Source organism: Streptomyces sp. S.PNR 29 (assembly GCF_030386795.1).
Classification (GTDB): Bacteria; Actinomycetota; Actinomycetes; order Streptomycetales; family Streptomycetaceae; genus Streptomyces.
Genome location: NZ_JANUQM010000007.1, coordinates 225,204 through 238,406, shown reverse-complemented (window position 1 = coordinate 238,406; position 13,203 = coordinate 225,204). Strand labels below are relative to the sequence as shown.

Here is a 13,203-nt window from a genome sequence, read left to right as displayed (position 1 = left end):
TCCGCTGTCCCGGCCGCGACCGCCGCGTGGTGCGGCTCAGTGACGACGGGAGCGCGCCGTGCTGGTCCGTCGCCATCCGAAGGGACCCGGGAGGTCCATGGAGGTCGTACGACGTCCGGTGCTGCTGTGCGTGTGCCGCGGTCCGTTCCGGCCGCCCGTGGTGATCGACCACGAGCGCCGGTTGATGTTGAGCCGCACTCCCGGCAGGATCCGGAAACTCTTGCGAAACGTGAGCGGCATGCGTGCCTCCTTTCGCCGCCGGGCGGGTACCCACGCAGCTGCCGGACACGCCTCAGAGCTGACGGAACGTCACCGGGGCGGCGATCGTCGCAGGCCAGTGCGTGACAGGTTCATGCCATCCCATGGGAGGGTTTCCCGGGTAAGGGCAAACAGGGCCCGGGCATGACCAGGCCGCCCCCATGTACTAGAGTTATCTCGACATCGAGATATCTGCCGAGGCGTGCCGCAGCCGCCACTTCGCTAAGGGTTACCTAACTTAGCCTTACCTTAGCGGATCGGCCAAGACGGCGTGGCGGCAGGATGCGGTGGTACGCGCACATAAAGAAGGAGACTGTCGTGTCGGCGAACAGCTTCGACGCCCGCAGCACGCTGCAGGTGGGCGACGAGTCGTACGAGATCTTCCGGCTGGACAAGGTCGAGGGCTCCGCCCGGCTCCCCTACAGCCTGAAGGTCCTGCTGGAGAACCTGCTCCGCACCGAGGACGGCGCGAACATCACCGCCGACCACATCCGCGCGCTCGGCAACTGGGACTCGCAGGCCCAGCCGTCGCAGGAGATCCAGTTCACGCCGGCCCGCGTGATCATGCAGGACTTCACCGGCGTGCCCTGTGTGGTCGACCTCGCCACCATGCGCGAGGCCGTCAAGGAGCTCGGCGGTGACCCGGCCAAGATCAACCCGCTGGCCCCGGCCGAGCTGGTCATCGACCACTCCGTCATCGCCGACAAGTTCGGCACCAACGACGCCTTCAAGGTCAACGTCGAGCTGGAGTACGGCCGCAACAAGGAGCGCTACCAGTTCCTGCGCTGGGGCCAGACCGCCTTCGACGAGTTCAAGGTCGTCCCGCCCGGCACCGGCATCGTCCACCAGGTGAACATCGAGCACCTGGCCCGCACGGTCATGGTCCGGAACGGCCAGGCCTACCCCGACACCCTGGTCGGCACCGACTCCCACACCACCATGGTCAACGGCCTCGGCGTGCTCGGCTGGGGCGTCGGCGGCATCGAGGCCGAGGCCGCGATGCTCGGCCAGCCCGTCTCGATGCTCATCCCGCGCGTCGTCGGCTTCAAGCTGACCGGCGAGCTGCAGCCCGGCACCACCGCCACCGACCTGGTGCTGACCATCACCGAGATGCTCCGCAAGCACGGCGTGGTCGGCAAGTTCGTCGAGTTCTACGGCGAGGGCGTCGCCGCCACCTCCCTCGCGAACCGCGCCACCATCGGCAACATGTCGCCGGAGTTCGGCTCCACCGCCGCGATCTTCCCGATCGACGCCGAAACGATCAACTACCTCAAGCTCACCGGCCGCTCCGAGCAGCAGCTCGCCCTCGTCGAGGCCTACGCCAAGGAGCAGGGCCTCTGGCTCGACCCGGCCGCCGAGCCCGACTTCTCCGAGAAGCTGGAGCTCGACCTCTCCACGGTCGTCCCGTCCATCGCCGGCCCCAAGCGCCCGCAGGACCGCATCGTCCTCGCCGAGGCCGCCCAGCAGTTCGCGAAGGACGTCCTCAACTACGTCGAGGCGCCCGCCGCGCAGCAGCCCGCCGCCGCGGCCTCCCCGGTCGACGAGGCCAGCGCCGAGTCCTTCCCGGCCTCCGACGCCCCCGCCTACGGCAGCCAGGAGAACGGCGCCGGCGCGCCGCAGCACGCCGATGGCACCGGCGCCGCCGTCCCGTCGAACCCGGTCACCGTGACCGCCCCCGACGGCACCTCCTACGAGCTGGACCACGGTGCGGTGACCGTCGCGGCCATCACCTCCTGCACCAACACCTCCAACCCGTACGTCATGGTCGCCGCCGCCCTGGTGGCCAAGAAGGCGGTCGAGAAGGGCCTGACCCGCAAGCCGTGGGTCAAGACCACCCTCGCCCCGGGCTCCAAGGTCGTCACCGACTACTTCGACAAGGCGGGCCTGACCCCGTACCTCGACAAGGTCGGCTTCAACCTGGTCGGCTACGGCTGCACCACCTGCATCGGCAACTCCGGCCCGCTGCCGGAGGAGGTCTCCAAGGCCGTCAACGACAACGACCTCGCCGTCACCTCGGTCCTCTCCGGCAACCGCAACTTCGAGGGCCGGATCAACCCCGACGTCAAGATGAACTACCTGGCGTCCCCGCCGCTGGTCGTCGCCTACGCCATCGCGGGCTCCATGAAGGTGGACATCACCCGTGAGGCCCTCGGCACCGACCAGGACGGCAACCCGGTCTTCCTGAAGGACATCTGGCCGACCGAGGCCGAGGTCAACGACGTCGTCGCCAACGCCATCGGCGAGGACATGTTCTCCAAGTCCTACAGCGACGTCTTCGCGGGCGACGCCCAGTGGCAGTCCCTGCCCGTGCCGACCGGCAACACCTTCGAGTGGGACCCGGAGTCCACCTACGTCCGCAAGCCCCCGTACTTCGAGGGCATGGGCATGGAGCCGGCCCCGGTCGAGGACATCTCCGGCGCCCGCGTCCTGGCCAAGCTGGGCGACTCGGTCACCACCGACCACATCTCCCCGGCCGGCGCCATCAAGGCCGACACCCCGGCCGGCAAGTACCTCACGGAGCACGGCGTCGAGCGCCGCGACTTCAACAGCTACGGCTCCCGCCGCGGCAACCACGAGGTCATGATCCGCGGTACGTTCGCCAACATCCGCCTGCGCAACCAGATCGCGCCGGGCACCGAGGGCGGCTACACCCGTGACTTCACGCAGGAGGGCGGCCCGGTCTCCTTCATCTACGACGCCTCGCAGAACTACCAGGCCGCCGGCATCCCGCTGGTCGTCCTGGCGGGCAAGGAGTACGGCTCCGGCTCGTCCCGCGACTGGGCCGCCAAGGGCACCGCGCTCCTCGGCGTCAAGGCCGTCATCGCCGAGTCCTACGAGCGCATCCACCGCTCGAACCTCATCGGCATGGGCGTCCTGCCGCTGCAGTTCCCGGAGGGCGCCTCCGCCGAGTCCCTCGGCCTGACCGGCGAGGAGACCTTCTCCATCACCGGTGTCACCGAGCTCAACGAGGGCACCACGCCGCGCACGGTGAAGGTCACCACCGACACCGGCGTGGAGTTCGACGCGGTCGTCCGCATCGACACGCCCGGTGAGGCGGACTACTACCGCAACGGCGGCATCATGCAGTACGTGCTGCGCAGCCTGATCCGCAAGTAAGCGATCGGACACGGCACTTGGGCCGCATCCCCGGCGACGGGGGTGCGGCCCTTCGCCATGCCGCCGAGGCGCGTCGCGAAGGCATCGCCGGAGCTCAGGCTGAACACAGCGCTCCCTCAGCGCACCGGGACACGATCGGTACATGTCCGTCACTTCCGGGTCCCGAACCGGCCGAGTCCGCGCGCCGATCGCCGAGGACGAGCCCCGCCTCGCCCAACGCGCCTATCTGCCGGGCGTCGTGGGGCAGGCGGGACTTTCCCAGCAGGCCCTGGCGCCGCGCCTCGCGCCCGGCGGCGCCCCGTACCCCGCCGTGCCGGCCCCGCCCGCCCCCACCCTGTGCGGCCCGCGCCACGCCATCAGGCCCACGGAGGACGGGAGATGAGGACCGCCCGCCCACGCGGACGCTCGCTGCGGACCCGTCTGCTGCTCTTCCTCGGCGTCACTCTCGTCGCCGTATGCGCCACGATGGCCCTCACCACCGTCCTCGCCCAACGCGCCTATCTGCTGGGCACCCTCGACGACCAGGTCACCGACGCCGCCCGGCACAGCCTCGCCGAGCCGGCGCGGGATCTGACGTTCCTCGACGAGAGCGGGCAGCCCGCCGGACTGCTCGCCGCCCGCCTCCGCACCGACGGCACGATCGTCACCGCCGCCGTCGTCACCCGCGGTGCCGCGCCCCAGCCCCTCACGGCCGGCCAACGCGCCGCCCTCAAGGGCCTGCCCCCCGACGGCACCCCGCACACCCGCGTGGTCCCCGGCCTCGGCACCTACCGGGTCACCTCGCTCGGCTCCGGCGGCGGTCGCGTCCTCGCCGGGCTCCCCATGGACGACGTACAGGACATGATCAGCCGCTTGGCGGCGGTCGAGGCGGTCGTCACGGGCGCCGGGCTCACCGCCGCGGGCTGGGCCTGTGCCGTGGTCGTACGGCGACAGCTGCGCCCCCTCGGCCGGGTCGCGGCCACCGCCGTCGAGGTGGCCCGCACCCCGCTGGGGCATGGTGGGGGCACCGGCCTGACCCGCGTGCCCGAACGCGACCTCGACCCGGGCAGCGAGGCCGGTCAGGTCGGCGCCGCGCTCAACCGCATGATCGACCACGTGGAGTCCTCGCTCGCCGAGCGGCAGCTCAGCGAGGAGCGGGTGCGCCGCTTCCTCGCCGACGCCAGCCACGAATTGAGGACGCCGCTCGCCTCCATCGCCGGATACGCGGAGCTGATGAACCGCGGCACCGACCGGATCGAGCCCGTGCTCGCCTGGCGCCGTGTCTTCGCCGAGTCGGCCCGTATGACAGGCCTCGTCGAGGACCTGCTCCTGCTCGCCCGCCTCGACGAGGGACGCCCGCTCGCCCGTACCGAGGTGGACCTCGCGGCACTGGTCGCCGAGGCGGTGTGGGAGGCGCGCGCCACCGCCGACGGCCACCGCTGGCAGCTGGAGCTGAACCTCGACGCGCCCGCCCTCGTGACCGGCGACGCGGCCCGCCTCCACCAACTGGTGACGGGCCTGCTGGCCAACGCACGGGTCCACACGCCCGAGGGCACGACGGTCACCGGCTCGGTCGAGGCCACGCAGCAACGCTGTGTCATCCGGGTCCGCGACGACGGCCCCGGCATCCCACCGTCCCTGCTGCCGACGGTCTTCGACCGCTTCACCCGCGCCGACAGCTCCCGCTCCCGGCCCGGCGGCCGAGCGGGTGGCTCGGGCCTGGGCCTGGCCATAGCGGAGGCGATAACGGTGGCGCACGGGGGCCGCATCGACGTGGAATCCGCCCCCGGTCGTACGGAGTTCACGGTGGTACTGCCGACGGACCGCGCCGCCGCCGGCAGTCCCCACGCCGGCACGGTGGCGGGGGCCGACCGGGCTCTCGCTCGGTGAGCCGCCTCGCCGACGCGTCACCGCGTCAGACGCGGTGCTGAATCCAGAACACCAGAAGGCTGATCAGGCTGCCACCTGCGGCAGTTGCCGCTCCGCGCAGAAAGCAGAGCGCGGTCAGCCGACCGTACCGCCGAGCCGCTCCCCGTCGCGGCGGCCGCCGGGCTGTGCTGGACTTCACTGGTTCGGATACGTGGGTGAGCTGCATGGAGGTCTCCTTCGGTCCGTTGCACTGCGTGCTGTCGGAGACGTCAGGTCGGCGCGCGGGCGTCCACCAGGAGTGGAGGTCCGCGCGCGGCCCGTGGGCGGCACTTGTCCGGTGCCGCGTCATCGGTCAGAAGCCGCCGGAAGAAGCCTGGTTGAGGTGTCGCGGCAGATCAGCGACCGGATCAGGGGAAATCGGCCTGCGGTGCCGGCCTCCGCGTGCGCGGCGCCCGGCCCACCGGCGGCCGTGAAGTTCCGTGCGGCAGCCGCTCCTACGGGTCCGAGGCGCATATGGCCCCGTGTACGGTCCCAGGATGCTGAGCGACGACGATGAGGATGGCTGGGTCGGCACGCCGTGCACCTCCCCGGTGTGGGTGGTGACCGTGAACTTGACTTCATGGGGCGACACGGTGTCGTGATGCCTTTTGATGATCTCACGAAACATCCGCATATCGGGCAACGGACACCCCAGGAAACCATCGATCCGTCCTTTCGGCGTCATAGGGGAATGCTCAGGAAAAACCGGGGAATCAGGAAAAGGCCCTCGCGGCCGAGGCGGTCTCGCGTGCATGTCGTTCAGGGGGTCGCCAGTTGTGCTTCGTCGCGGAAGCCACGGCGCGAAAAAGGGGGGAGAAAGTCCAATACGACGATCCTGGGGCGCTTTTGTCCACAGGACTCGTGCGCCATCCGTTTACAACTTCGGCGCTCGGCGCTAACTTCCACACCAGCGGGGTGGGAGCGCTCCCATACGGTGGACCGGAACCCGCCCTCCGGGTCACTCCCTCCCCGCGCATCCGCATCACATGACACCCGCACGCACCGTACCTGAAGGAACGGACGCATTGTCATGATCATGACAAAAGATGAATCGGCCGCGCGTCGATTAACGCGCCCCACCCGCGCCAGATCACTCTTCCTCGTCCTGATCTCCCTCCTCGCCACCATCCCGGCCCTCACCCTGGTCGTCACGGCCGGCGCCGACGCGGAGGCCCACGGCACCCCCATGAAGCCCGGCAGCCGCACTTTCCTGTGCTGGCAGGACGGCCTCACCGACACCGGCGAGATCAAACCGGTCAACCCGGCCTGCAAGGCCGCCCAGCAGGTCAGCGGAACCACGCCGTTCTACAACTGGTTCTCGGTGCTGCGCTCGGACGGCGCCGGCCGCACCCGCGGCTTCGTGCCCGACGGTCAGCTGTGCAGCGGCGGCAACACCAACTTCACCGGGTTCAACACGCCCAGCAAGGACTGGCCGCTCACCCACCTCACCTCGGGTGCGACCGTCGACTTCTCGTACAACGCCTGGGCGGCGCACCCGGGTTGGTTCTACGTCTACATCACCAAGGACGGCTTCGACCCGACCAAGACGCTCACCTGGAACGACATCGAGGAGCAGCCGTTCCTCTCCGTGGACCACCCGCCGCTCAACGGCTCCCCGGGCACGGTCGAGGCCAACTACTCCTGGACCGGCAAGCTCCCCGCCAACAAGTCGGGCCGGCACATCATCTACATGGTCTGGCAGCGCTCGGACAGCCAGGAGACCTTCTACTCCTGCTCCGACGTCGTCTTCGACGGCGGCAACGGCGAGGTGACCGGCGTCAAGCAGCCGGGCAACCCGAGCGAGCCGGTGCCCGGCACCTGCACGGCCACCCGCAGGACGACGGGCAGCTGGAACGGCGGCTACCAGTCCGAGGTGACCGTCACCAACACCGGCGACGTCCCCATGCTCGGCTGGATGGTGGACTGGACGCTCCCGGCCGGCCAGAAGGTCGAGAGCCTGTGGAGCGGCACCGCCACCTACAACGGTCAGTCCGTGATGGTCCACAACGCGGGCTGGAACGGTTCGCTGGATCCGGGGAAGAGTACGACGTTCGGCTACGTCGTCTCCGGCTCCGGCGGTGACAGTACGACGACCCTGCCCTGCCGGGTCGGCTGAACCGCTGGTTCGCCCGCCGGCACCCGGCCACGTGCGGCGCGCAGGCGTGTGCGCCGCACGTGAGGGCTACGGGGGAGCGCTCAGCGCGAGTCGGTCGGTGCGGGTGCTCGCGGGTGCTTGCGGGTGTCGGGGCCCGTGCCCCAGTCCTCACTGGTGCCTGGCCAAGTCGCCTCCGTACAGGCCGAGTTCGGGCGCAGGACCGGAGGAGAGGGGCGGCGCCGGAGCAGAGGCGCCGCAGGCCGGTGCCGAGGTGCTCGGGACTTCCGGCGGGGTCCTCGTCGATCTGCCTCGGCAGAGGGGCGTGGCTCTCTTCGGCGATGACGCGGACAGCGGGACGGGCGGCCAGGGGGCAACGGCGGGGAGCTCCACCGGGGGGCGTGTCCCGGCGCCGCGGTCATGCCTCCGGCGGGGCGGCCGCGCGCTGCTCTCCCGAACCGCGGACGATCAGCCGGGTCGGCACGGTGATGGTGCGAGCCCGGGAGCGGTCGCCGTCGAGGCGGGCCAGGGCGGTCGTCGCCGCTGTCCTGCCGATTTCCTCGGGGTCCTGGGCGACGACGGTCAGGGCCGGTTCGAGCGCCTCGGCCAGTGAGACGTCGTCGAAGGCGACGACGGCCACGTGCTTGCGCTTGCTGCGGGCCAGTTCGGCGACGACCCCCAGCGCCACGATGTTGTTGCCGGCGAACAGGGCCGTGGGGGGATCGGCCAGGTCGAGGAGCTGGGAGGTCGCGGCCTCGGCTCCTCGCTGGTCGTGGGCGTTGGTGACCAGTGAGCGGTCGTAGGGGATTCCGGCTTCCTGCAGGGCCGAGCGGTAGCCCGCCAGACGTTCGCGGCGGGTGTAGAGCCTGGTGGGCAGGTCGCCGACGAAGCCGATGCGCCGGTGCCCGTGGGCGATGAGGTGGGCGACGCCTTCCTGGGCGCCCGCCCGGTTGGTACTGACGATGCTGTCCGTGGACAGGCCGACACCGGGGCGGTCGAGGAAGACCACGGGGAGTCCCGCCGTGCGGTGGGACTTGAGGTGGGAGTGGTCGGCGCCGACGGACGGCACGACGATCAGGATGCTGACACGCCGGGCGAGGAACTTGTCCGTCAGGGCGCGCTCACGGTCGGGGTCGTCCGCTGAGGATCCCATGAGCAGCGTCAGTCCGCGGTCGCGGACGCTGTCCTCGATGCCACGGGCCACGGCTCCGAAGAACGGGTTGCCGAGGTCCGGGACGACCAGTCCTATGGTGGTGTCGGGTCCGCCGACGCGGATGTTGCGTGCCATGAGGTTCGGCTGGAAACCGAGCTTGGCCACCGCGGCGAGCACCTGTTCCCTGGTCTGTGCCGAGACGGGGCCGTCCTCGTTGAGGACGCGGGAGACCGTCTTGGCGCTGACGCCCACCTCCTGGGCGACGTCGGCCAGGGTGGGGCGGCGGTTCGCTGCCATGGAGGAAACCGTCTCCTGAGGGCTCTCGGTTCCGGCCGCGGCCTCGGCCGGCAACTGCGAAAGCCGGGTCGTGTTGTCAGGTGGCCTGTACCCCGGCGGCCTTCGCGGCCTCCGAGTCCGCTACGACAGTATCTCCGGCCTCGTCGATGCTGAGCGCGCCGGTCATGATGGCGACGACCTCGGCCATGGAGTAGTCGGAGGGCTTGATCAGGGCGGCGCGCCGGCCCAGCCGGTGGACGTGGATCCGGTCGGCGATCTCGAAGACATGCGGCATGTTGTGGCTGATCAGCACGACGGGCATGCCTTTGTCCCGGACGCGCCGGATGAGGTCGAGGACCTGGCCGGACTCCTTGACGCCGAGGGCGGCGGTGGGTTCGTCCATGACGACGACGCTGCGGGCCCAGGCGACGGAACGGGCCACCGCCACGGCCTGCCGCTGTCCGCCGGAGAGGGTCTCGACCGCCTGTGTGAGCGAGCGCAGTCCGATCTTCAGGTCGGCCATGTGCTCGGCGGCCTCCTGACGCATGCGCTTCTTGTCCAGCATGCGGAAGACACTGCCGAGGACGCCCGGGCGGCGCAGTTCGCGGCCGAGGAACATGTTGGAGGCGATGTCCATGGAGGCGGCCACGGCGAGGTCCTGATACACCGTCTCGATGCCGTGGGCGCGGGCACTCTGCGGGCCGGAGAAGGTGATGGGTTCGCCGTTCAGCCGGATCTCGCCCGCGTCGGGGACCAGAGCCCCGGTGAGGGCCTTGATGAGGCTGGTCTTGCCGGCGCCGTTGTCGCCGATGACGGCGAGGACCTCGCCGGGCAGCAGGTCGAAGTCGGCGCCGTCGATGGCGGTGACGTGGCCGTAGCGCTTGACCAGACCGCGGGCCTGCAGGACGGGGGTCGAGGAGGAGGTGGCGGTCATCGGGCCTTCTTCCGGGAGATCTGGTCGACGGTCACCGCGAGGATCACCAGGACGCCGGTGATCAGGGTCTGGTAGATGGAGGCGACACCCATCAACTGCAGGCCGTTGCGGAACACACCGACGATGAGGACGCCGATGAAGGTGCCCAGGACCGACCCGCGTCCGCCGAAGAGGCTGGTGCCGCCGAGCACCACCGCGGTGATGCTGTCCAGGTTGTCGGTCTGTCCGGCCTGCGGATCACCCACGCCGGTACGGGAGATGAGCAGCAGGGCGGCGATGCCGTACAGCAGGCCGGCCACGGTGTAGACGCCGATGGTCAGCCGGGAGGTGCGGATGCCGTTCAGCCGCGCCGCCTCCTGGCTGTTGCCCAGGGCGTAGACGTGCCGGCCCCAGGCGGTGCTGCTGAGCGCGTACGCGAGGAGGAGGAACAGGGCGATCGTGACCAGCGAGCCGTACGTGATGTCGGTCCTGCCGAGCGGGAAGGTCTGCCCGAGTGCCGTGAGCGGGCCGGGCAGGTTGGTGACCGTCTGCTCCTCGGAGTAGATGTGGGTCAGCGCGAAGGCCACGTTGAGCATGCCGAGGGTGACGATGAACGGCGGCAGCGGGATCTTCTGCACCAACGCCCCGTTGAGCAGGCCGAAGCCGCCGCAGACGACCAGGCCCAGGGCGATCGCGACGAGCGGTGGCAGGGTTCCCTCGGCCGCCATCTTGGCGATCACGATGCTGCCGAACGCCATCACCGCCCCGCAGGACAGGTCGATGCCCGCCGTGAGGATGATCAGCGTCTGACCGATGGCCAGGGTGCCGACGACCATGACCTGCTGCACGATCAGCGAGAAGTTTCCGCCCGTGAGGAACTGGTCGGTCGAGACGGAGAAGAAGACGCAGGCCAGGAGGAGGGCGACCAGGGGGCCGGTGGTCGGTTGCGTGAGCAGTCTGCGGGCCGTGGTCGGTGCTTTGAGCCCGGCGTACGGCGAGGAGGTGGACGGTGGCGTGGACGTGGCAGTCATGCGAAGTCCTTGACGGAGGGTGAGAGGGCGGCCCGCTCCCGGTCGGGGAGGCGGGAGCCGGGCCGCTGCCTGAGGCGGTTCGGGCGGTCCTCGGGGCGGCTCAGCCCCAGCAGTTCTCCAGGCCGTACGCGGTGTCCTTCGAGGTGACCCCCGTCTGCGCCTTGTCGGTGATCAGCGTGACGCCGGTGTCGGTGTAGCCGGAGGCCTTCTTGCCGTTCTTGGCGTACGTCACGACGGCCTTGACGCCCTCGGCGGCCATCTTCAGCGGGTACTGCTGCGAGGTCGCGGCGATCTTGCCGTCCTTGACGGCCCGCGTGCCGGTGCAGCCGCCGTCGACCGAGACGATCAGGACGTCCTTCTCCCGGCCCTTGGCCTTCAGCGCGGTGTAAGCGCCCAGGGCGGCGGGCTCGTTGATGGTGTAGACGACGTTGATGTCGGGCGCCTTCTGCAGGCAGTTCTCCATCGCGGTCTGGCCCTTGGCCTGGTCGCCGCCGGTGTCCTGGGCGCAGGTGACGTCCTTGTCGGTGGCGCCGAAGCCCTTCAGGAAGCCGTTGTGCCGCTGGACGCCGACGGAGACGCCCGGCGCGAGGTCGAGGGTGGCTATCTTCGCCGTCTTGCCCTTCATGGCGGCCTTGGCGTACTCGCCGATCAGCTCGCCGGCCTTGAGGTTGTCGGTGGCGAAGAGGGCGTCGACCGCGCTCTGCGGCTCGGTCGGGGTGTCCAGGGCGATGACGAGGACGCCCTTGGCCTTGGCCTTTTCGATCGCGGGCACGATGGCCTTGGAGTCGCTGGGCGTGATCAGGATGCCCTTCACGCCGGCGGCGACCATGTTCTCGATGGCCGTGACCTGACCGGCGTTGTCCCCGTCGAACTTGCCGGCCGCGGTCATGAGTTTGACGCCCTCGGCCTTCGCGGTCTTCTCCGCGCCCTCCTTCATCTTCACGAAGAACGGGTTGGTGTCGGTCTTGGTGATCAGACCGACCTTGACGTCACCCGAACCGGCGCTGGACGAACCCGATCCGGCACCGGAGCCGGATCCGCAGGCCGTCAGGGTGAGGGCCGCGATGCCCGTGACCGCGGCGGCTCTGAGGAGAGGGGAGGACAGGCGAGTGGTGCGAGGCATGATCGACTCCTGTGGGATAGCGGGCGGCACGGAGTTGGGTCGGAGCATGCTGCCCGGGGTGTCATCGTTGACTTATGTCATCGTTGACACTGCATGGCGAGGATGATGGACTCCGTCTCCCGGCAGCGTCAATGCCTTGTGCCGGACACAAGTCCGTAACGCCCGCGGCGGCTGCCCGGTCCGTGCCCGCTTTCGCTCGTGCGTTCGAAGAGAAGAGCAGCCCATGAGTCTGCGTCAGATCACCGTCCTCGGGGAGTGCGTCGCGGACGCCTTCACCGAACCCGCGAGCGCCCCGGGCGAGCTGGCCCTCCGTGTGCTGCCCGGCGGCGGGCCCGCGAACACGGCAGTGGCCCTGGCCCGGCTGGGCACCCCGGCCCGCTTCCTCGCACGGCTGTCCGGCGACGTGTTCGGCCGCCTGTTCCGGGCCCATCTGGAGGCGTCCGGGGTGGACCTGTCGTATGCCGTCCCGGCCGCGGAACCCAGCACGCTGGCCGTGGCGGAGCTGGACGCCCGGGGGCAGGCCGCGTTCTCCTTCCACGCGCAGAACACGGCCGACTGGCAGTGGACGGCCGAGGAGCTCGCCCGGGTGGAGCTGTCCGAAACCGCCTGTGTGCACACCGGGTCGCTCGCCCTGGTCCGGGAGCCCGGGGCGGCGGTGGTGGAAGAATTCCTGGCAGCCGCCGCTTCCCGGGCCACCATCAGCATCGACCCCAACGTCCGTCCGCTGCTGGTGCGCCCCGAGGTCTACCGCGCCCGGCTGGAGCACTGGTGCGGCCTCGCGGACGTGCTGCGGCTGAGCGAGGACGACCTGGCGCTCCTCCTGCCCGGCACGCCCCCCGAGCGGGCGTGCGACATCTGGCACGCCGCAGGGGCGCGGCTCGTCGTGATCACCCGCGGCGCCGACGGCGCTGTGGCCTCCCTCGACGGCGAACGGGTGCACGTGCCCGCGGTGGCGACGCAGGTGGTCGACACGGTCGGGGCGGGAGACTCCTTCACGGCCGGGATGCTGCACCACCTCGGGGCCCGTGGACTCCTCGGTGGCCGGCTGACGGAGCTGGGTCCGGACGATGTCGCACAGGCCTGCCGGTTCGCCGCCCGGGTCGCGGCCCTGACCTGCTCGGTCGCAGGCCCCAACCCGCCGTGGCAGAGCCAGTTGGCGCGGCTCGCGACAGCCGACCGCCCGTAACCGGCAGGCGAGTCGCGCCGGGGCAATCACGCCCCGACCGTTGACGCGTCGGCCCGATTGCCCGCATCATCGGCCCACTTGATGTCATCGATGACACAAGTCAACGATGACACTCCTTGGCCGACCGCGTGGACGACACCGCCGACCAAGGCGTCACTTTTCGCTCC

At 70.3% G+C, this 13,203-nt stretch carries 10 protein-coding genes; 5 read left to right on the top strand and 5 right to left on the bottom strand.

Annotated elements, in window-relative coordinates:
• Positions 1–36 precede the first annotated feature (36 nt).
• On the bottom strand, positions 37–240 hold the full coding sequence (locus NW895_RS20665) for a DUF4236 domain-containing protein (protein WP_289937228.1): 204 nt from the start codon (positions 238–240) through the stop codon (positions 37–39).
• A gap of 336 nt (positions 241–576) precedes the next feature.
• Between NW895_RS20665 and NW895_RS20660 the strand changes: the two genes are divergently transcribed.
• From NW895_RS20660 to NW895_RS20645, 4 genes are all read left to right on the top strand, one after another.
• Positions 577–3,375, top strand: coding sequence for an aconitate hydratase (locus NW895_RS20660; protein WP_289937227.1), 2,799 nt, complete (start codon positions 577–579; stop codon positions 3,373–3,375).
• Positions 3,376–3,517: 142 nt separating this feature from the next.
• On the top strand, positions 3,518–3,757 hold the full coding sequence (locus NW895_RS20655) for a hypothetical protein (protein WP_289937226.1): 240 nt from the start codon (positions 3,518–3,520) through the stop codon (positions 3,755–3,757).
• On the top strand, positions 3,754–5,244 hold the full coding sequence (locus NW895_RS20650) for an ATP-binding protein (protein ID WP_289937225.1): 1,491 nt from the start codon (positions 3,754–3,756) through the stop codon (positions 5,242–5,244). The genes NW895_RS20655 and NW895_RS20650 overlap by 4 nt, the downstream gene beginning before the upstream one ends.
• 1,048 nt (positions 5,245–6,292) lie before the next feature.
• Complete coding sequence (locus NW895_RS20645) at positions 6,293–7,378, top strand: lytic polysaccharide monooxygenase (RefSeq protein WP_289937224.1); 1,086 nt, start codon at positions 6,293–6,295, stop codon at positions 7,376–7,378.
• A gap of 394 nt (positions 7,379–7,772) precedes the next feature.
• On the opposite strand, the gene NW895_RS20640 is transcribed toward NW895_RS20645, so the two are convergent.
• The 4 genes from NW895_RS20640 to NW895_RS20625 form a co-directional block, all read right to left on the bottom strand.
• Positions 7,773–8,804, bottom strand: a complete 1,032-nt coding sequence (locus NW895_RS20640) for a LacI family DNA-binding transcriptional regulator (protein WP_289937223.1) — start codon at positions 8,802–8,804, stop codon at positions 7,773–7,775.
• Positions 8,805–8,880: 76 nt separating this feature from the next.
• On the bottom strand, positions 8,881–9,717 hold the full coding sequence (locus tag NW895_RS20635; RefSeq protein ID WP_289937222.1) for an ATP-binding cassette domain-containing protein: 837 nt from the start codon (positions 9,715–9,717) through the stop codon (positions 8,881–8,883).
• Entirely contained in the window at positions 9,714–10,727 is a 1,014-nt protein-coding gene (locus NW895_RS20630) for an ABC transporter permease (RefSeq protein ID WP_289937221.1), read from the bottom strand. Before NW895_RS20630 ends, NW895_RS20635 begins: the two co-directional genes overlap by 4 nt.
• Before the next feature lie 100 nt (positions 10,728–10,827).
• Positions 10,828–11,850 (bottom strand): sugar ABC transporter substrate-binding protein, encoded by a 1,023-nt coding sequence (locus NW895_RS20625; RefSeq protein WP_289937220.1) that lies wholly within the window; start codon positions 11,848–11,850, stop codon positions 10,828–10,830.
• Between the two features lie 223 nt (positions 11,851–12,073).
• Between NW895_RS20625 and NW895_RS20620 the strand changes: the two genes are divergently transcribed.
• Positions 12,074–13,036 (top strand): carbohydrate kinase, encoded by a 963-nt coding sequence (locus NW895_RS20620; RefSeq protein ID WP_289937219.1) that lies wholly within the window; start codon positions 12,074–12,076, stop codon positions 13,034–13,036.
• The last annotated feature ends 167 nt before the right edge of the window (positions 13,037–13,203 follow it).